Origin of the sequence: Flavobacterium branchiarum (assembly GCF_030409845.1) — a bacterium.
Lineage (GTDB): Bacteria > Bacteroidota > Bacteroidia > Flavobacteriales > Flavobacteriaceae > Flavobacterium > Flavobacterium branchiarum.
The window spans coordinates 1,092,000-1,111,554 of sequence record NZ_JAUFQQ010000005.1 but is presented as its reverse complement, the minus strand read 5'-3'; the positions used below and the strand labels follow the sequence as shown (position 1 = coordinate 1,111,554).

At 33.5% G+C, this 19,555-nt stretch carries 17 protein-coding genes and 1 tRNA gene; 14 read left to right on the top strand and 4 right to left on the bottom strand.

Features of this window, described 5'->3' with window-relative positions; all coding sequences use genetic code 11:
* Positions 1 to 13: 13 nt before the first annotated feature.
* The 14 genes from QWY99_RS16745 to QWY99_RS16680 all read left to right on the top strand — a co-directional run bounded on the left by QWY99_RS16745 (position 14) and on the right by QWY99_RS16680 (position 15,575).
* Positions 14 to 361: an FtsL-like putative cell division protein gene (locus tag QWY99_RS16745; protein ID WP_290266830.1), complete on the top strand. Its 348-nt coding sequence runs from the start codon at positions 14 to 16 to the stop codon at positions 359 to 361.
* A complete protein-coding gene (locus QWY99_RS16740; protein WP_290266828.1) occupies positions 352 to 2,352 on the top strand; it encodes a penicillin-binding protein in 2,001 nt (666 codons plus the stop codon). The genes QWY99_RS16745 and QWY99_RS16740 overlap by 10 nt, the downstream gene beginning before the upstream one ends.
* Positions 2,349 to 3,812 carry a UDP-N-acetylmuramoyl-L-alanyl-D-glutamate--2,6-diaminopimelate ligase gene (locus QWY99_RS16735; RefSeq protein WP_290266826.1) on the top strand — a complete coding sequence of 488 codons (1,464 nt, stop codon included), beginning with the start codon at positions 2,349 to 2,351 and terminating at the stop codon, positions 3,810 to 3,812. Before QWY99_RS16740 ends, QWY99_RS16735 begins: the two co-directional genes overlap by 4 nt.
* Positions 3,813 to 3,822: 10 nt before the next feature.
* Positions 3,823 to 5,055 (top strand): phospho-N-acetylmuramoyl-pentapeptide-transferase, encoded by a 1,233-nt coding sequence (mraY, locus tag QWY99_RS16730; protein ID WP_290266824.1) that lies wholly within the window; start codon positions 3,823 to 3,825, stop codon positions 5,053 to 5,055.
* 1 nt (position 5,056) lies between these two features.
* Positions 5,057 to 6,388 (top strand): UDP-N-acetylmuramoyl-L-alanine--D-glutamate ligase, encoded by a 1,332-nt coding sequence (gene murD / locus QWY99_RS16725; RefSeq protein WP_290266822.1) that lies wholly within the window; start codon positions 5,057 to 5,059, stop codon positions 6,386 to 6,388.
* Between the two features lie 50 nt (positions 6,389 to 6,438).
* Complete coding sequence (locus QWY99_RS16720) at positions 6,439 to 6,804, top strand: four helix bundle protein (RefSeq protein ID WP_290266819.1); 366 nt, start codon at positions 6,439 to 6,441, stop codon at positions 6,802 to 6,804.
* A 46-nt stretch (positions 6,805 to 6,850) separates the two neighbouring features.
* On the top strand, positions 6,851 to 8,152 hold the full coding sequence (locus QWY99_RS16715) for an FtsW/RodA/SpoVE family cell cycle protein (RefSeq protein ID WP_290266817.1): 1,302 nt from the start codon (positions 6,851 to 6,853) through the stop codon (positions 8,150 to 8,152).
* 55 nt (positions 8,153 to 8,207) lie between these two features.
* Positions 8,208 to 9,296 (top strand): undecaprenyldiphospho-muramoylpentapeptide beta-N-acetylglucosaminyltransferase, encoded by a 1,089-nt coding sequence (gene murG, locus QWY99_RS16710; RefSeq protein WP_290266816.1) that lies wholly within the window; start codon positions 8,208 to 8,210, stop codon positions 9,294 to 9,296.
* A 46-nt stretch (positions 9,297 to 9,342) separates the two neighbouring features.
* Positions 9,343 to 10,692 (top strand): UDP-N-acetylmuramate--L-alanine ligase, encoded by a 1,350-nt coding sequence (gene murC, locus QWY99_RS16705; protein ID WP_290266814.1) that lies wholly within the window; start codon positions 9,343 to 9,345, stop codon positions 10,690 to 10,692.
* Positions 10,679 to 11,401, top strand: a complete 723-nt coding sequence (locus QWY99_RS16700; RefSeq protein ID WP_290266812.1) for a cell division protein FtsQ/DivIB — start codon at positions 10,679 to 10,681, stop codon at positions 11,399 to 11,401. The genes murC and QWY99_RS16700 overlap by 14 nt, the downstream gene beginning before the upstream one ends.
* Before the next feature lie 6 nt (positions 11,402 to 11,407).
* Complete coding sequence (gene ftsA / locus QWY99_RS16695; protein ID WP_290266810.1) at positions 11,408 to 12,790, top strand: cell division protein FtsA; 1,383 nt, start codon at positions 11,408 to 11,410, stop codon at positions 12,788 to 12,790.
* Positions 12,791 to 12,842: 52 nt separating this feature from the next.
* The gene (gene ftsZ, locus QWY99_RS16690) at positions 12,843 to 14,801 is read left to right on the top strand and encodes a cell division protein FtsZ (protein ID WP_290266808.1); all 1,959 of its coding nucleotides are present in this window, start codon (positions 12,843 to 12,845) and stop codon (positions 14,799 to 14,801) included.
* 193 nt (positions 14,802 to 14,994) lie between these two features.
* The gene (locus QWY99_RS16685; protein ID WP_129540971.1) at positions 14,995 to 15,444 is read left to right on the top strand and encodes a GatB/YqeY domain-containing protein; all 450 of its coding nucleotides are present in this window, start codon (positions 14,995 to 14,997) and stop codon (positions 15,442 to 15,444) included.
* A 57-nt stretch (positions 15,445 to 15,501) separates the two neighbouring features.
* Positions 15,502 to 15,575: transfer RNA gene (locus QWY99_RS16680), tRNA-Arg, on the top strand.
* Positions 15,576 to 15,761: 186 nt separating this feature from the next.
* Here QWY99_RS16680 and QWY99_RS16675 read toward each other — a convergent pair.
* The 4 genes from QWY99_RS16675 to QWY99_RS16660 form a co-directional block, all read right to left on the bottom strand.
* A complete protein-coding gene (locus QWY99_RS16675) occupies positions 15,762 to 16,331 on the bottom strand; it encodes a GNAT family N-acetyltransferase (RefSeq protein ID WP_290266804.1) in 570 nt (189 codons plus the stop codon).
* 1 nt (position 16,332) lies between these two features.
* Complete coding sequence (locus tag QWY99_RS16670) at positions 16,333 to 16,491, bottom strand: hypothetical protein (protein WP_290266802.1); 159 nt, start codon at positions 16,489 to 16,491, stop codon at positions 16,333 to 16,335.
* A 491-nt stretch (positions 16,492 to 16,982) separates the two neighbouring features.
* Positions 16,983 to 18,254, bottom strand: coding sequence for an acyltransferase family protein (locus QWY99_RS16665; RefSeq protein WP_290266800.1), 1,272 nt, complete (start codon positions 18,252 to 18,254; stop codon positions 16,983 to 16,985).
* 54 nt (positions 18,255 to 18,308) lie between these two features.
* Positions 18,309 to 19,517, bottom strand: coding sequence for an anhydro-N-acetylmuramic acid kinase (locus tag QWY99_RS16660; RefSeq protein WP_290266798.1), 1,209 nt, complete (start codon positions 19,515 to 19,517; stop codon positions 18,309 to 18,311).
* Positions 19,518 to 19,555 lie beyond the last annotated feature (38 nt).

Genomic DNA, 19,555 nt, shown 5'->3' with positions numbered 1-19,555 from the left:
ATAATAAGGTATAATGAAAAACGGAGTATTTGACATATTAAAAGCAAGATTTCTTATCAATGATGACGCTGTGAAGAATTGGCGTTTCATCGTTTTTATAATCCTGCTGGCAATAATAATGATTGCAAATACACAACGATACGAACAAAAGGTTTTTGAAATTGCAAAATTGAATAATGATGTTAAGGAATTACGATCAGAGTTTGTGGACAGACGATCGGAATTGATGAAGTTAAAAATGGAGTCGACAGTATCGGAAAAAATGCTTGCTAAAGAAATTTATCCATCGACAGTTCCTCCAATTAAAATAGAAGTAAAGAAAGAAAAAGAAAAAAGCTTTTTTAAACGCATATGGCAGTAGACGACAAAAATATATCCTACAGAGTTTATCTAGTAGCAGCCTTCATCTTCTTGATGGCAATTGGTATTGTCGTAAAGTTAACTAACATTCAGTGGGTTGAGGGTGAGTATTATCGAAAATTAGCCAAGCAACGAACAGTGAAAAACTTTGTTATTCCGGCTAATAAAGGAAATATTTATTCAGCAGATGGAAGTCTTTTGGCGACCTCTATCCCTAATTATGAAATTCGTTTTGATGCTGTAGCACCTAAAACTGAGGCTTTTGAAAAGAATGTGAAATTACTTGCAGATTCACTATCGGTAGTTTTAGGGAGACCAAGTGGTTTTTATCAGAATGAGTTAAGAAAGGCAAGAGCTAATAAAAATAGGTATTTCTTAATAGCTCGTAAACTGAGCTATACAGATTATGTGAAAATAAAAGGGTTTCCGTTGTTTAAATTAGGACCTTATAAAGGAGGAATTATCATTGAACAGGAAACGGTAAGAGAGCATCCTATCGGGAAAATTGCTGAACGAACTATAGGTTATGATAAAGGTGGGCTTAATGGAGATTCGACAGGAAAAGGAATCGAATGGGCATTTAGAAACTATTTGAACGGAAAAGATGGTAAGATTCTAAAACAAAAAATTGCAAAAGGCCAGTGGAAACCTATCCGAGATGTAAATGAAGTAGATCCACAAGATGGATACGATGTAATTTCGACAATAGATGTTTTTATCCAAGATATTGCGCATCATGCATTGCTGAAACAACTAGAAGATTATGAGGCAGATCATGGTTGTGTAGTTGTAATGGAAACAGAAACAGGACATATTAAAGCAATTTCTAATTTAGGGAGAGCAGATGATGGTTCTTATTATGAAACAACAAATTACGCTATAGCAGAATCTCATGAGCCTGGATCCACTTTTAAATTAGTTGATTTAATGGTAGTTCTTGAAGATAAAGTTGCAGATACTAGTACAGTTTTCGATACAAATGGTGGCGAAGTTCGCTATTATGGGAAGCCTGTTCAGGATTCGCATCGAGGTGGATACGGTAAAATATCATTAGCACGAGGGTTTGAATTATCTTCTAATACAGTAATGGCACAAGTGGTATATGATAATTACAAAAATAATCCATCCAAATTTGTGAATCGAATTAACAGTTATGGGTTAAATAAAACATTAGGATTACATTTTCAAGGAGAAGGAAGGCCTTATATCCCACAACCAGGAGATAAACATTGGTCTGGAGTTACATTGCCATGGATGGCATTTGGATACGGTGTTTCGATGACTCCTTTGCAAACGTTGACTTTTTATAATTCAGTTGCAAATAATGGGGTGATGGTTAAACCGCAGTTTGTTTCTGAGATAAAAGAATGGAATAGAACAATTAAGAAATTTGATGTTGAAGTTTTAAATCCAAAAATATGTTCGCCAGAAACGGTTAAGAAGCTAAGGGCTGTTTTGGCAAATGTGGTAAAAAAAGGTACAGGATCTAAATTATATTCTAAAGATTTTTCTATGGCAGGAAAAACAGGAACTGCTCAAGTAAATTATGGTAATAAAGACAGGTCAGGATTGTATTATGCTTCCTCTTTTGTGGGGTATTTTCCAGCAGATCATCCTAAGTATTCTTGTATTGTAGTAGTGCATAAACCAAACACATCTCGTAACAATTATTACGGAGCCGATGTTGCAGGTCCAGTTTTTAAAAGAATCGCTCAAAAGATTTTTACTGATGCACCATCTACAAATGAAATAAAAACATTGGATGCTAAGATTTCAAAGCAAGAAAATAATTATAACGCTTATTATACGCAAGTACAAAAAAAGCAATCTGTTCCAGATGTAAAAGGAATGTCGGGTATGGATGCAATTGCTTTACTCGAAAATTTAGGGCTTAAAGTAAAAGCTGTTGGGGTAGGAAAAGTGAAAAAACAATCGCTTCAGGCAGGAGGAAATATAGCTAAAAACACAACTATAGTATTAGAATTATCGTGAATATATTAAAAGACATATTATACAAAGTAGCTATTGAATCTGTAACGGGTTCAACAGATATTACTATTCATAAAATAGATTTCGATTCTAGAAAAATAGAAGCGAAAGATGTTTTTGTGGCCATTCGTGGTACACTTTCAGATGGTCATGATTATATTCAAAAAGCAATTGAACTTGGTGCAACTGCAGTTATTTGCGATACGTTACCAGACGTTTTAGTAAAAGATGTTACTTATATTAAAGTTAAAGATACTAATTCGGCTTTGGCTTTTATGGCAGCTAATTACTTTGATAATCCATCGGAGAAAATAAAATTAGTAGGTATTACAGGTACAAACGGTAAAACTACAGTTGCTTCATTATTGTATCAATTATTTAAAAAAGCAGGATTTAAAGTAGGATTGTTATCTACTGTAAAAATAGTAGTTGACGAAACAGAATATAAAGCAACGCACACAACACCAGATTCTATTACAATCAATCATTATTTAAATGAAATGATTGAAGCTGGAGTTACGCATTGTTTTATGGAAGTAAGTTCACACGGAATTCATCAAAAACGTACTGAGGCCTTGCATTTTGTGGGTGGAATTTTTACAAATTTATCTCACGATCATTTGGACTATCATCCAACTTTTGCAGAGTATAGAGATGTGAAAAAATCATTTTTTGATTCATTACCTAAAACAGCCTTTGCATTATCGAATATCGATGATAAAAATGGTCCTGTAATGTTGCAAAATACAGTTGCTCAAAAACGTACTTACGCTTTAAAAACTTATGCTGATTACAAAGCACAGATTTTAGAAAATCAATTATCGGGATTATTATTAAAAATAAATGATAATGAGGTTTGGGTAAAATTGATTGGAACTTTTAACGCCTATAATTTGTTGGCTATCTACGGAACGGCGATCGAATTAGGGATTGATAGTTTAGAAGCGTTACGATTATTATCGGATTTAGAAAGTGTTTCAGGGCGTTTTCAATTTATTGTTTCAGATTCTAACATCACGGCTATTGTAGATTATGCTCATACGCCAGATGCGTTAGAGAATGTATTGAAAACTATAAATGATATTCGTACTAAAAACGAACAATTAATTACAGTCGTAGGTTGCGGAGGAAATAGAGATAAAACCAAGCGCCCTATTATGGCACAAATTGGATCAGAGTTAAGTGATAAAGCAATATTTACATCTGATAATCCTAGAAATGAAGATCCAGAAACTATTATTAGTGAGATGGAAAAAGGGGTAGAACCACAAAATTATAAAAAGACATTGGCAATTACAGATAGAAAACAAGCAATAAAAACAGCTTGTCAATTGGCACAACCAAACGATATTATTTTAATAGCAGGAAAAGGACATGAAGCCTATCAAGAAGTAAATGGCGTGCGTCATGATTTTGATGATATGCAGATTGTAAAAGAAATTTTAGCTCAACTAAACAAATAAAACCAGATATATGCTATACTATTTATTTGAATATTTAGACAAAACATTAGATGTATCAGGAACTGGTGTTTTTCAGTACATTACTTTCAGATCAGCTTTAGCTTTTTTGCTTTCATTGCTTTTGTCAACAATCTACGGAAAGAGAATTATTAATTTTCTTAGAAATCAACAAGTTGGTGAAACTGTACGTGAGCTTGGACTTGCTGGTCAAAATGAAAAAGCAGGTACACCAACCATGGGAGGTTTAATTATCATATTTGCTACACTTGTTCCTGTGTTGTTGTTTGCTAAACTTCATAATATTTATATCGTATTGCTAATTGTTACCACACTTTGGATGGGAGTAATTGGTTTTGTAGATGATTATATTAAGATTTTCAAAAAAGACAAACAAGGGCTTAAAGGGATCTTTAAAGTTATTGGACAAGTAGGTTTAGGATTAATTGTGGGTTCTGTACTTTATTTTAGTCCTAATGTTACAGTAAGAACAGACACAGGAAATAGTGATATCTATAGAGTGCAATCTACTACTAGTGTTATTGTTCCAGCGTTAATTGAAGAAAAATCGACTGTAACAACTATTCCTTTCTTTAAAAATAACGAATTTGATTATGCTGAGTTATTGGCATGGACTGGTGAAGGATATGAGAAATGGGCTTGGTTAATTTTTATTCCAGTAGTAATTTTTATTATCACAGCGGTTTCAAATGGTGCTAATTTAACAGATGGGATAGATGGTCTTGCAGCCGGAACTTCTGCAGTATCGGTGCTTGCCCTCGGAATATTTACGTTTCTTTCGGGAAATATTATTTTCTCGAATTATCTCAATATCATGTATATACCCAATTCGGGTGAAATGACCGTTTTTATATCTGCCTTTGTAGGAGCATTGATTGGATTCCTTTGGTACAATTCTTATCCAGCATCCGTTTTTATGGGAGATACAGGAAGTTTAACTATAGGAGGTATAATCGCAGTTTTGGCTATTGCAGTTCGTAAAGAAATGCTGATTGTTTTATTCTGTGGAATTTTCTTAGCAGAAAGTGCTTCTGTAATTATTCAAGTAGCTTATTTCAAATATACTAAGAAACGTTTTGGCGAAGGACGAAGAATTTTCTTGATGTCGCCATTGCATCACCATTATCAGAAAAAAGGGTATCACGAAAGTAAAATTGTAACCCGATTTTGGATTGTTGCTATAATGCTAGCCATATTGTCTATTGTAACACTAAAACTTAGATAGTATGAGATTAGTGATATTAGGAGGTGGAGAAAGTGGTGTTGGTACTGCTATTCTTGGAAAGAAAAAAGGATATGAAGTTTTTGTTTCCGATTTTGGAAAGATAAAGGAGAGTTATAAAGAAGTTCTTATTATTAATGGAATTCCTTGGGAAGAAGGAAAACATACGGAAGACCTAATTCTAAATGCCGATGTGGTAATGAAAAGCCCTGGTATTCCTGAAAAATCACCAATAGTTAAGAAACTTGTAGAAAAAGGAATTAAAGTTATCTCTGAAATTGAGTTTGCTAAACCTTTTACAGAAGCATTAACAATAGGGATTACGGGGAGTAATGGTAAGACAACGACAACAATGTTGACGTACCATTTACTGAAATCAGCAGGTTTGAATGTTGGGCTTGGTGGTAATATCGGAAAGAGTTTTGCATGGCAGGTAGCCGAAAACAAATTCGATTTTTATGTTCTTGAGCTAAGCAGTTTTCAATTGGATGGAATCATAGATTATAGGCCAGATATAGCTATCATAACTAATATTAGCCCAGACCATTTAGATAGATACGATTATAAGTATGAGAATTATATTAACTCGAAGTTTCGAGTTACAATGAATCAAACAGAAAGTGATTATTTAATTTATGATGCCGATGATGAAGCATCAATCGAATGGCTTAAAAATAATACAACAAAAGCAAAACTAATTCCTTTTTCATTGACCAAAGAATTCGATGAAGGGGTATTTATAAAAAACAACAAAATGGAAATTAAGATTAACCAAGAAGAGTCTACAATGGATACTGAGTACATTGCTTTAGAAGGAAAACATAATTTGAAAAACGCAATGGCAGCAAGTTCAGTAGCTAAATTGATGCAAATAAGAAATGCAACAATTCGTGAGAGTTTATCTAATTTTCAAGGCGTTGAACACCGCTTAGAAAAAGTTCTAAAAATTCAGAACGTACAATATATTAATGATTCAAAAGCAACAAATGTAAATGCTACATTCTTTGCATTAGATAGTATGAATACACCAACAGTTTGGATAGTTGGTGGTGTTGATAAAGGAAATGACTACAACGAATTAATGTCATTGGTTCGTGAAAAAGTAAAAGCAATTATTTGTCTTGGTGTAGACAACCGAAAAATAATTGATGCTTTTGGTAATGTAGTAGATATTATGGTTGAAGTTAATACTATGGTAGATGCTGTAAAAACAGCTCAACGTTTAACTGAGAAAGGTGATACTGTTTTATTGTCTCCCGCTTGTGCAAGTTTCGATTTATTTGAAAACTACGAAGAAAGAGGAAAACAATTTAAACAAGCAGTGCATAATTTATAGTAAACGAACTAAGAAATTAAACTTTAATCAAAAAAAATATTTTTATAGAGATGACGACAGACGGAATGAAAGTAAGAACAAAGAAATTTTCTTTGATGGTGATAAATTTGGCTGAGAAATTACCAAATTTCGGTTCAAGTGAAATAATTGCAAGTCAAATTATTAAGAGCGGTACTTCGGTTGGTGCAGATTATAGAGCAGTTTGTAGAGCTAAAAGCGACGAAGAATTTGCATCAAAAATGGAGCTTGTTTTGGAGAAAGCTGACGAAACTCTATATTGGATTGAAATTATAGCTGAAAAAAAATGGATTGGCATATCTGAATTAGAAACAATTTGGAAAGAAGGAAATGAGTTAACTGCCATTTTAGTTAACAGTTTGAAGGCAGTAAATAATAGAATTAGTGTAATGAGCTAGAATTAAGAATTTACAAAAAAATTAAATTCATAAATCTAAAAATAAAATGAAAGAACTAGTAAACAAATTAAAAGGAGATAGGGTAATATGGTCATTCGTGGCTTTATTGGCTTTGTTTTCGTTTATGCCTGTTTTTAGTGCGAGTAGTAATTTGGCTTATATAGGTCATGGAACCGGAAATACATTGGGATATTTGGTAAAACACTTAGCTCATATTTGTATAGGATTCCTAATTATTTACTGTGTGCACAAAGTGCCATACCATTATTTTAGAGCAATTTCAAAAGTTGCTTTGCCTGTGGTTTGGATATTGTTGGCTTACACACTTTTAAAAGGAACTGTTATTGCTGGAGCAAATGCAAGTCGTTGGATTCAAGTTCCGTTTATCGGGATTACATTCCAGACTTCTACATTGGCATCTATGGTATTGTTTATTTTTGTTGCTCGTTATTTATCGAAAACTAGAGATGAAGATGAACCTTTTCAAGCTTCGTTAATACAGCTTTGGATGCCTGTTTTTGTTACGTTGATGCTTATTCTACCCGCTAACTTTTCGACAACAGCGCTTATCTTTTCGATGGTATTGATGCTAACTTTTATAGGTAAATATCCTTTAAAATATATCGGATTCATTATAGGTTCGGGAGTGGTAATGTTCTTGTTTTTTCTTCTTTTGGCGAAAGCCTTTCCTGATTCTCGCTTTTTTAGTAGGGTAGGAACATGGGGAAGTCGTATTGAGAACTTTACAACCGATAAACCTGATGAAGATGATTATCAGATAGAGAAAGCAAAAATTGCTATTGCGTCTGGAAAATTAGGAGGCTTAGGTCCAGGAAAAAGTGTTCAAAAGAACTTTCTGCCACAATCCTCTTCCGATTTTATCTACGCAATTATTGTTGAGGAATACGGTTTGATAGGTGGGCTTACCATATTAGGGTTGTATTTATTGTTGCTATTTAGATTTGTAATCGCATCACATAAGGCCAATACACTGTTTGGGAAGTTAGTCGTCGTCGGACTCGGTTTTCCGATGATATTTCAGGCGATGATTAACATGGCTGTAGCAGTTGAATTATTGCCAGTAACAGGGCAAACCTTACCACTGATTAGTAGTGGAGGTAGTTCGATTTGGATGACTTGTTTTGCACTTGGAATCATTATTAGTGTTACTAAAAAGGATGAAGAAATTGAGGCAGAACAAAAAGAAAAAGAAAAAAGAGAGGAAGTGCTTCAACGATTAATTGATAGACGTTTAGAAGAAGAGAATGAATTAGAGCATGACGAGGAAGCTGAAGGGTATTCAATTGAAGATAAAGCAAAGAATCCAATGGAGGCGGTTATGAAATGATTGAAGTAAAAAAAGAGAATATAATAATTTTTAAAATGTAGTAACATTTAAAAATATGACAAAATATAAATTCATATTAAGCGGTGGAGGAACTGGAGGACATATTTATCCTGCAATTGCAATTGCGAATGAATTAAAAATACAATATCCCGATGCTGAATTTCTTTTTGTTGGTGCAAAAGACAAAATGGAAATGCAGAAAGTACCACAAGCAGGATATGAAATAAAAGGACTTTGGATTGCTGGATTACAACGAAAAATTACGTTCCAGAATGCAATGTTCCCTTTTAAGTTGTTAAGTAGTTTATTGCAATCACGAAAAATAATTAAAGAATTCAAACCAAATGTAGTTATTGGTACAGGTGGTTTTGCTAGTGGTCCGTTATTAAAAATGGCTGGATCGGCAGGAATTCCAACAGTTATCCAAGAACAAAATTCATTTCCAGGGATCACTAATAAATTGCTTAGCGGTAAAGCGAGTGCAATTTGTGTCGCTTATGAAAACCTAGAACGTTTTTTTCCTAAAGATAAAATTGTTTTAACTGGTAATCCCGTTCGTCAGGATTTAATTGATATCGATAGCAAAAGAGAGGAAGCAATTGCTTTTTATAATCTAGATTCAAATAAAAAAACCTTATTGGTTCTTGGGGGTAGTCTTGGTGCTAGAAGAGTAAATCAGTTAATTGAAAAAGAATTACCAAATATACTTTCTCAAAATGTTCAGGTTATCTGGCAATGTGGAAAGTTGTATTTTGAAGATTATAAAAAATACAATCAGCCAAATGTAAAAGTGGTTGATTTTATAGAGCGAATGGATTATGTTTATGCAGCAGCAGATGTGATCATTTCTAGAGCAGGAGCATCATCAGTTTCGGAATTATGTATCGTCGGAAAGCCAGTTGTTTTTATTCCATCGCCAAATGTTGCAGAAGATCATCAAACAAAAAATGCGCAAGCAATTGTAGATCAGAAGGGTGCGATTTTATTAAAAGAATCTGAGTTAGATAGCGAGTTTAGCATTGTTTTTGAAGCATTGCTAAAGGATGAAGGTAAGCAAAAACTGCTTAGTGAAAACATAAAGCGATTGGCGCGACCAGGTGCGACTAAGGTAATTGTCGCAGAAATTGTAAAGTTGATTAAATAAAAAAATAGTCCTGAATCGAAAGATATAAAGGCAATAAGAATTAATTATGAATTTAAACCAAATACAGAACGTCTATTTTATAGGAATTGGAGGCATCGGAATGAGTGCTCTGGCTCGTTATTTCAAGAATATTGGGAAACAAGTTTCGGGTTACGATAAAACGCCTACAACGCTTACAAATGAACTAATAGAAAGTGGAATTAATATTCATTTTGAAGATAATATCGGTTTAATTCCAAGTGATTATTTTGTAGAGAATACATTGGTTATAATCACGCCAGCAGTTCCAAAGACACATTCGGAATGGAATTATTTTTTAGAAAGAAGTTATGTAGTGAAGAAAAGAGCCGAGGTTCTTGGAATTATTACAAAAGATACTTTTTCATTTGCTGTTGCTGGTACACATGGTAAAACAACTACATCTAGTATTTTAGGACATATTCTTTATGAAAGTGGAGCAGATGTTACAGCTTTTGTAGGTGGAATTGTTGAAAACTATAATTCGAATTTAATAGGAAACGGAAAAACGGTTACTGTCGTAGAAGCAGATGAGTTTGATCGTTCGTTCTTGCATTTACATCCAAATATAGCTTGCATTACATCAATGGATGCAGATCATTTGGATATTTACGGAACAAGTGAAGCAATAGAAGAATCTTTTGTGGAATTTGCTTCAAAAGTGGAAGATAAAAATAATCTTTTTATAACTAAAGAGTTGCCATTAGAAGGAGTTCAGTGTGCAATAAATGAAGACGCTCCGTTTAAGGCTTTTAATGTTAGAATTGAAAATGGAAGTTATGTTTTTGATGTGCAAACGCCATCAGAAATCATGAAAGATTTACATTTTGGATTACCAGGAAAACATAACTTAATGAATGCGCTTATGGCTATTGCTATGGCAAAGACATATGGGACTTCGACCGAGGCTATTGCTAAAGCGATTGGTTCATTTAGCGGAATTAGAAGACGTTTTTCATATCAAATTAAAAATGAAAATCTAGTTTATATAGATGATTATGCGCATCATCCAACAGAGATAAATGCTGTTAATCATGCTGTTAAGGAATTGTATCCTGGGCAAAAAGTACTGGCTATTTTTCAGCCTCATTTGTTTAGTAGAACGAGAGATTTTGTTGACGGTTTTGCCAAAAGCTTATCTGCTTTTGATGAAGTAATTTTATTGGATATTTATCCAGCAAGAGAATTGCCAATGGAAGGAGTTACCTCGCAATGGCTAATGGATAAAATGAGTAATTCTAATAAGAAAATAGTTGCTAAAAATGATTTAATAGCATCAATTAAAGCGAGTGATGCTACGGTAATTGTAACTATAGGAGCTGGTGATTTAGGAGAATTAGTGCCATCAATTAAAAATGCTTTAAATGAAATTAGCTAATTGGACAAATATTCGATTAATCGGCATGTTTGGGGTAGTTATTGTTTTATTTTCGTTTACTTCGCATAGAAATGGAGAGCGAAAATTAAAGAAATCTACCATTGTTTTTGTAGGGGAAAACGCAATTTTCGTTAAGCCGGAAACGGTTAATAAATTGTTAATAGAAAATAAAAGAGATGCTTCTAGCATTAAAAAAGAAGGGTTAGATTTGAATAAGATAGAGAAAGCCCTTAATACGCAAGAGATGATTGAGAAATCGGATGTATTTGTGAGTATTGATGGTATTCTTAAAGCAGTAGTAAAACAGAAAACGCCGATAGCCCGCATTATGAACGGGAATGAGTCATTTTATGTTGATTATGAGGGAGGTAAAATGCCTTTGTCTGATAATTTTACGGCTAGAGTTCCTCTTGTTTCAGGGGATTTAACCAAAGAAAATAACGGAGAAATAGCTAAGTTATTCCGCATTATTTACGACGATGCTTTTTTGAAAAAAAACATCATTGCGATTGAAATTATGCCCAATGGTAGCTTAAAAATGCTAAACAGAAATTTTAATTACGAGATAGATTTCGGAAGAACGATAAATGTTGAGCGAAAATTTAATAATTACAAAGCCTTTTTTCAAAAGGCAGTTTTAGATAGTTCGTTATATAAATATAAAAAAATAGATCTTAGGTTTACGGAACAAGTAGTTTGCACAAAATAATAGATAATGGGAAAAGATAATATTGCAGTAGGTCTAGATATTGGTACTACCAAAATTGTTGCCATGATAGGCAAGAAGAATGAATACGGTAAGCTTGAGATCCTAGGGATAGGAAAATCAAAAAGCTTAGGTGTAGCGAGAGGAGTTGTGAACAATATTACGCAAACAATACAGTCTATTCAGCAAGCGATACATGAAGCGGAGAATAATTCGGGTTACAAGATTAAAGACGTAGTCGTAGGTATTGCAGGACAGCATATTCGTAGTATCCAACATACAGATTATATTAGCAGAAACAATCCTGAAGAGGTAATTGGTGAAGGTGATATTCAGCTTTTAATAGACCAAGTTAATAAATTGGCGATGTTACCAGGTGAAGAAATTATTCACGTTTTGCCACAGGAGTTTAAAATTGATGGACAATCGGAAATTAAAGAGCCGATTGGAATGTACGGTGGAAGATTAGAATCTAGTTTTCACGTTGTAGTTGGACAAGCTTCATCTATTAGAAACGTTGGAAGATGTATTCAAAGTTCAGGAATTGAATTATCAGGCTTGACATTAGAACCATTAGCTTCGGCAGATGCAGTATTGAGTCAAGAAGAAAAAGAAGCAGGAGTAGCACTTATTGATATAGGTGGTGGTACAACAGATTTAGCAATTTTTAAAGACGGAATTATTCGTCATACAGCTGTAATTCCTTTTGGAGGAAACGTAATTACAGATGATATAAAAGAGGGCTGTTCGATTATAGAAAAGCAAGCTGAATTAATGAAGATTAAATTCGGATCGGCTTGGCCAGGAGAAAACAAAGACAATGAAATTGTTTCTATTCCAGGATTAAGAGGAAGAGAACCAAAAGAAATTTCTTTGAAGAATTTGTCAAAAATAATTCATGCACGTGTAGTCGAGATTGTTGATCAAGTTTTTACAGAAGTAAAAGCATATGGACATGAAGATCCTCGTAAAAAATTAATTGCAGGAATCGTTCTTACAGGTGGTGGAGCTCAACTAAAACATATTAAACAATTAGTAGAGTACATTACAGGAATGGATACTAGAATTGGCTATCCAAATGAGCATTTGGCAGGGAATTCAGATGAAGAAATATCTAGTCCGTTATACGCTACTGCTGTAGGTTTAGTAATGAACAGCATTGAGAATAGTACGCAAAGCGCGGTAAGAATGGATGTTGTAGAACAACCAAAGGCACCCGTTTATAGAGCTCCGGTGCAACAGCAACAACATGTGGTTGAAGAAACTTATGTAGAAACTGTTGAAGAAGTGAAGAAACCTGTTAAAGAGGAATCGACTGAAACAAAAATTAGAAGATCCTTTTTTGACCGATATGTCGATAAAATCAAAGATTTTCTAGACAACGCTGAATAAGCGATTATAAAACAAGACAAGAATTAATATTTAATATCAAAAAACCAAAAATATGATGGGCAACTCAGAATTTGGAAGTATTTCATTTGATTTACCAAAAAATCAATCAAATGTGATAAAAGTTATCGGTGTAGGAGGTGGAGGTAGTAATGCTATTAACCACATGTTTAAGCAAGGAATTAAAGGAGTAGACTTTATCGTTTGTAATACCGATTCACAAGCACTACAAAATAGTTCTGTGCCTAATAAAATTCAGTTAGGAGTTAATCTGACAGAAGGTTTAGGAGCGGGTGCTAACCCTGATGTAGGACAACAGTCGGCTATCGAAAGTATTGCAGACATCGAAAAGATGTTAGATCGCAATACAAAGATGGTTTTTATTACAGCAGGAATGGGTGGAGGTACTGGAACAGGTGCTGCGCCAGTTATCGCTCAATTGTCTAAGGAAAGAGAGATTCTTACAGTTGGAATCGTTACTATTCCGTTTCTTTTCGAAGGAAAAGTACGTCAGGAGCAAGCGCTCTTGGGTATCGAAAAGTTACGTAAACAAGTCGATTCATTAATTGTAATCAACAATAATAAATTAAGAGAAGTATACGGAAATCTTGGATTTAAAGCAGGATTCTCTAAAGCGGATGAAGTTTTGGCAACTGCCTCTAGAGGTATTGCTGAAGTAATTACGCACCACTATACTCAAAATATCGATTTACGTGATGCTAAAACGGTATTGTCAAACAGTGGTACTGCTATAATGGGATCTTCTACTGCATCTGGCGAAAGCAGAGCAAAAGAAGCTATTGTTTCGGCATTGGATTCTCCATTGTTAAATGATAACAAAATTACTGGAGCTAAAAACGTCTTGTTGCTTATCGTTTCGGGTTCTAATGAGATTACACTTGATGAAATAGGTGAAATCAATGATCATATTCAGGTAGAAGCTGGTTTTAACGCTAACATCATTATGGGGGTTGGTGAAGACGAAACTCTTGGTGATGCTATTGCAGTTACTATCATTGCGACTGGTTTTGATGTGGAACAACAAAACGAAATCGTAAATACAGAGCCTAGAAAAATTATTCATACGTTAGAAGATGAACAAAGAAGTGTTCATAATTTGACAAATAAAACACTTACTTCTTTTGACTTAAATGCTGAAACACCATCATCACCAAAAGCAGAAGATAGAGTAATTTTTGAATTAATTGACGATACTCCAGAACCTACAGGAGTAGCGCCAATTGTTCAATCACCAGTGATTAACGAAGATGAGTTAGTTGTAATGTCTGAATTTATTAAAAATTTGGATGTAACTTTTGAAATCGTTTCTCCAATTACAGATATTGATTTTACAATCTCAGCTCCAGAAGTTGCCCCTGTAAGAGCTGTTCAACATAAAATCGTAGAAAAAGAAGAACAAACTACTTTTTCTTTTGACTTGCCTATTTTTAGAACTGAGCCAGAAGTAAAAGCAGAACCAGTAGTAGAAGATACTAGAGTTTTATTTGAATTATCAAATGAAACGCGTGAAATGAAAGTGAATCAGCCAGTTCAATTTGTACCAGTTACTGAGCTTTCTGATAACGGAATCATCAGGTATTCTCTAGAAGAGTATATGGAACTTGAAAATGATTTAACTTCATCAAAACCTGCTGCAAAAGTAGTTGAAGAAGTTGTTCCAGAAGAGTTAAATATTACGATTCACCAAAGAGCAGCAGCGCCTGAAACAAATTTTTCTGAAGAAGTATCTCCAATGGAGTTAACTATCGAAGAAACATTACGTATGAGAGCTGACGAAAGAAGAAAGAAATTAAAAGAATTTAATTATAAGTTCCATAATAATGTTTCTAGAGTAGAAGAACTAGAGAAAGAACCAGCCTATAAAAGATTAGGTATTGATCTTTCAAACAGTTCACAAAACAATACAAATTCTAGAATCTCTGTAGGAACAGATAGTAATAATGATTTGCAGTTGCGTTCTAATAATTCATTTTTGCACGACAACGTAGATTAATACGCTAAAATCAAAATGAGGTAACCCGAAAATTGAATTTAATTTTCGGGTTATTTTTTTTATCTTCGCACAGAATTTAGGAATTTGACTTTCTTTTGAAGTTTTAAAAGAATTTTGAATTTCATGGAGATACAAAGTCTCTTATAATAAAATGTCAATATATAAGCCTAGCTTATTTAAAAATAGAACTAAGATGAGTTTACAAACAACAATCATGGACGAAATTAAAAACGCCATGAGAGCAAAAGATACAGTAGCATTAGAAGCTTTAAGAGCTATTAAATCAGAAATGTTATTGGCTGCTACTGCTTCTGGAACAAAAGAAGAATTAACAGAAGACGACGAAATTAAATTACTTCAAAGACTAGTTAAAACTCGTAAAGAGAGCGCTAGAATTTTTACAGAACAAAACCGTCCTGACTTAGCTGAGCCAGAATTAGCGCAAGTTGCTGTAATCGAAAAATTCTTACCAGCACAATTAAGCGAAGAAGAAATTGAAGCTGTTATTGCTAAAATTATCGCTGAAACTGGAGCTTCTGGAATTGCATCAATGGGGAAAGTTATGGGATTAGCTTCTGCTCAATTAGGCGGAACTGCTGAAGGAAAAACAATCTCTGCAATTGTAAAGAAATTATTAGTTTAAAAAATAGATTGTAGCATTCTGATTTTAGATTTAAAATTGGAATGCTATAATTAAAATGACTGCGTAGTTCAACTGGATAGAATATCAGATTTCGACTCTGAGGGTTGTAGGTTCGAACCCTACCGTGGTCACTGAATGGGGCAAAGAAGAATTTTCTTCTTTGCCCCATTTTTTTATTATTTAGGTTTTAAAATAGGACAACATAGTAAAGTGAATTACTTGTTAAGATCTTGCGTGATAAGTGTGAGTTACTTTCAAATAAAAACGCCTGCTAGGGTGGCATGATATTTGTTCCTGAGTATATACTGATTTAAGTATTAGTTCTGTAGTGATTCTTCTTCTGTATTAAAATAAGGGGTTAGGTCAATATACATTTGTCTAGTATCGTCATCTTCATCTTTATCGGATAAATATTCGAATCCCATTTTTTCATAAAATCCTAATGACTCACGATATGCATCAACAGTTATTAGTTTGCAGGCACAATGAGTATTATGACTTAAGCAAAATGAAATTATATTATCAATTATTTTTTTTCCAATTCCTTGACCCTTTCCATCCACACTCACAGCTAATCTACCAATTTTTATTGCTGGAATATTCTTTAAATACCTTTTTCGATGGGGTAGGAAATTTGAAAAGAATTTTTTAAAAGAACTTTTAGAATTGAAATTGCTTTCTTCAATTCTTAAGCTATCATTAAATACGCTATAATATGCTATAGTAGTATTATCTTTTTCTAAAAGATAAGTTGTAGCTAATAGTTCGGATGAGAAATCTTTTGCTTTAGAGAGCAAAAAATCATTTAAATCGGTGTCATCGCAATTAAAATTATTTATGATAGTGTCGGATTTCAACTCAATTAATGAATAATTATGTAGCGACATTCTATTTTTTTAGAATAGCTTGAAATTGTTTTGCAGTTGCCTTAATTTCCATTAAACGGCTATTAGTAACTTTAGATTTTTTGTTTTCATCAAGTTTTCTATTAAAGATTTCAGCATCACTACTTCTTAGTATTGGAGTTGTTTTAATTGGCTTAGCCATAATTTCGGTCTTTTAATTTTACAATTATTCCTTTCTTTTTTTAGTGCTGTTGAGAGTAAATAATAAACTCAGACACTTGTATATTCATATTGAACGGATATTTAAGATGTGGAAAATAGTATTCCATAATCTAATCAGAAATTCATAATAATCTCAAGATATTGGTCAAGTGATTTATACAAATGTACAGAGTTAAATAATACAATGCAATTCAAATTTGTAGGAAAAAAAACTTAACATTATGTTTCGTTCTTGTAAACAAGCATAAACACACATAAACTTAGTAAATGTTAAATTTTTTTTAGGTGTATTTATTTCCATACTTGTACAAGTATTTTGCTTGTGAGCGAAATGTATATGAATTGAATTTCCGTCCTTTGAAATGAAAAGAGATTCGATATGAAGGTCTCCCCAATTTCTTTCCAGACAACCTCTCTTTGTATAATGTAATCTCGTCCTATTTTACTCTAAACAGATAAAAAGCAATCGAATTATACTTTAAATATTAGTTTCTTTTTATAGAAAATCCATAATATGATTGACCAAAAAATGGCGTATGAAATTGCATAAGCAAGTGATGCATTCATAGGATTTTCAAAACAAGGAACAATGCCAAATTTATATATCAAGGATTGAAGACCAATTTGTTCCGTAGCTATTTCTGGATTTTGAACTTTAATTGAACTTAAAACTCGTGGAATTATACCTGAAAAGAAAAATACAATCATTGGATTTACTCCCCAAATTAAAAACAATTTAGTCCATTTTTTATAGTTTGCTACATCAATTATGTAATACAATATTGTCAAACATACCGTGGCAATACCTGCTGTGTACAAAACGTATGAGCTAGACCATAATGATTTATTTATTGGGAATACAATGTTGCAAAGTAAACCTGTAATCACTAGAATAATTCCTGTAATGGCTAATTTTTTTACAATTTCAATTTTAGGAATTTGCAGGTTTAATAGCTGACCGATAAACATTCCTAGAATTCCTGTACCTATAGCTGGTAAAGTGCTTAAAATTCCCTCAGGATCCCACGTTTTAGAGGCGCTCCATAAATGTCCGTTTAATACTAAATTGTCTAACCAAGCAGCTAGATTTGTCCCTTTTTCAAAATTAGGAGCACCAAATCCCGGAACAGGAACAAATGCCATTAGAATCCAATATACCAATAATATTGAAGCAAGAACCCAAAGCTGTGTTTTTAAATTTGTTTTTAAATATAATAGTGATGTAAAGAAATATACAATTCCTATTCGTTGTAAAACACCAGGGATTCTCACGTCTTGATAGGCTTCGATTTGGCTGTATGCTAAGAATAGCATTATTGTAAAGATTCCAAAAACAAGGTAAGTTTTAATTTTTAAAGTGAAATTTCCTAATAGTGCATACGCAACAGCAAAGGTAATGACAAGTCTAAGTAGTAATAACGGAATGCCTTCTAATCCAAATAATTGAATTCTACTGAAGTAAGCTAAAAACAATCCTAAGCAGAAGATTCGTAATGAACGAACTAATATTTTATTAAAAACGGTAAAATCTAAATGTTTTGTTGGCATTGCAAATGGTATTGCAGTTCCCATTATAAAAACAAAAAAAGGAAAAACCAAATCGGTAGGAGTACAGCCATTCCATTCAGCATGCTCTAATGGAGGATATATAGAGCCCCAACTTCCAGGATTATTCACTATTGTCATCAATAAAATAGTAAATCCTCTAAATACATCTAGCGAGATTAAGCGTTCTTTTGTCATTGTTTTGGCTCTGGTTTGTTTTTTGGTTTGGTTGTCTATTTTAATAAAGAAGTTTTAGCTTGGAAATGAAATTTTTCCCATTGCTACTGATGGAATACCTTTGCGTGATCCAAAATCTGAAGTTCCTCCAGAAACAGTTTCATTTGCTAAAACAGCAAATAAGATAGCTTCTTTTGCATCACCAGAAATACCTAATTCGTCTGTGTTTGAAAATTTACAAGGTAATAGTTCTTTTAGCCAGCCCACTAGTAAGGGGTTGTGTGCGCCACCGCCAGACATATAAATAGTAAAACTTTCGATTGAATAGCTTGTGTTAGCAATGGTTGAGTGTATTGCGCTGGCAATAGTTTCGGCACTAAAACGTGTTAATGTTGCCAACAAATCTTCAATAATAATGTTCTCGGTGTTGCTTTGGGTTTGCGCCTTTCTAACATATTCAACGCTAAAAAGTTCTGGTCCTGTTGTTTTTGGAAAAGGTTTTTGGAAAAACTCATTTGCTTTTAACGCCTCCAAAAGAGCTTCGTTTATAGTTCCTTTCTTTGCAATTTCGGCATCTTTATCATAAGCTAAATCAGGAAATGAAAGTCTGGTAAAAGCATCAATTAAGGTATTTCCTGTTCCTGTATCGGTAACAAAAACTTCCTCAGGATTACTGCTAGCGGGTAAGTAAGTGAAATTTGCAATACCTCCCATATTAAGCATGATGCGGTTGGCTCCTTTTTTTGTAAATAGAAAATAATCTCCATAAACAGCCAGCGGTGCACCTTCGCCACCTGCAGCAAGGTGTTTTTGTCTGAAATCAGAAAGCGTAATGATTCCAGTTTTTACTGCAATATGATCTCCGTCGCCAATTTGTAAAGTAGCATTCGGAAATTTTTCTTGCAGATGTAAAATCTTCGGTGCATGAAAAACAGTTTGCCCATGCGAGGCAATTAAATCAACTTGGTCTGTTGGAATTCCCCAGCGTTTTAAGCAGTCTAAAATAATATTAGCATGAAGTACTCCAATCCATTCATTTAATAATACCAGCTTCTGAAAATCGATAGTTTGCTTGGCAAATACACTTCTGATTTCTGATTTTATTTCTTCAGAATAATCAACGGTATCAAATTGCACTAATTGCACTGCGGTATCTTCGCCTGAACCTGAAATTTGGCATAAAGCAACATCCAGACCATCCAGAGAAGTACCTGACATTAATCCGATAATTGTTCGGGAAGGTTTTTGAGCAATTTTATACAGTAATTCCAGATTTGCGTTCATGATTTTGTTTTATTTAATCTTATGATTGATATAAATGA

Bases quoted from the DNA above. Each gene is read 5' to 3' on its own strand.
- QWY99_RS16740 (WP_290266828.1), top strand. From the start codon at position 352: ATGGCAGTAGACGACAAAAATATATCCTACAGAGTTTATCTAGTAGCA.
- QWY99_RS16700 (WP_290266812.1), top strand. From the start codon at position 10,679: ATGAAATTAGCTAATTGGACAAATATTCGATTAATCGGCATGTTTGGG.
- QWY99_RS16670 (WP_290266802.1), bottom strand. From the start codon at position 16,491: ATGGCTAAGCCAATTAAAACAACTCCAATACTAAGAAGTAGTGATGCT.
- mraY (WP_290266824.1), top strand. From the start codon at position 3,823: ATGCTATACTATTTATTTGAATATTTAGACAAAACATTAGATGTATCA.
- murC (WP_290266814.1), top strand. From the start codon at position 9,343: ATGAATTTAAACCAAATACAGAACGTCTATTTTATAGGAATTGGAGGC.
- QWY99_RS16665 (WP_290266800.1), bottom strand. From the start codon at position 18,254: ATGACAAAAGAACGCTTAATCTCGCTAGATGTATTTAGAGGATTTACT.
- murG (WP_290266816.1), top strand. From the start codon at position 8,208: ATGACAAAATATAAATTCATATTAAGCGGTGGAGGAACTGGAGGACAT.
- ftsZ (WP_290266808.1), top strand. From the start codon at position 12,843: ATGATGGGCAACTCAGAATTTGGAAGTATTTCATTTGATTTACCAAAA.
- QWY99_RS16675 (WP_290266804.1), bottom strand. From the start codon at position 16,331: ATGTCGCTACATAATTATTCATTAATTGAGTTGAAATCCGACACTATC.
- QWY99_RS16660 (WP_290266798.1), bottom strand. From the start codon at position 19,517: ATGAACGCAAATCTGGAATTACTGTATAAAATTGCTCAAAAACCTTCC.
- murD (WP_290266822.1), top strand. From the start codon at position 5,057: ATGAGATTAGTGATATTAGGAGGTGGAGAAAGTGGTGTTGGTACTGCT.
- ftsA (WP_290266810.1), top strand. From the start codon at position 11,408: ATGGGAAAAGATAATATTGCAGTAGGTCTAGATATTGGTACTACCAAA.
- QWY99_RS16685 (WP_129540971.1), top strand. From the start codon at position 14,995: ATGAGTTTACAAACAACAATCATGGACGAAATTAAAAACGCCATGAGA.
- QWY99_RS16720 (WP_290266819.1), top strand. From the start codon at position 6,439: ATGACGACAGACGGAATGAAAGTAAGAACAAAGAAATTTTCTTTGATG.
- QWY99_RS16745 (WP_290266830.1), top strand. From the start codon at position 14: ATGAAAAACGGAGTATTTGACATATTAAAAGCAAGATTTCTTATCAAT.
- QWY99_RS16715 (WP_290266817.1), top strand. From the start codon at position 6,851: ATGAAAGAACTAGTAAACAAATTAAAAGGAGATAGGGTAATATGGTCA.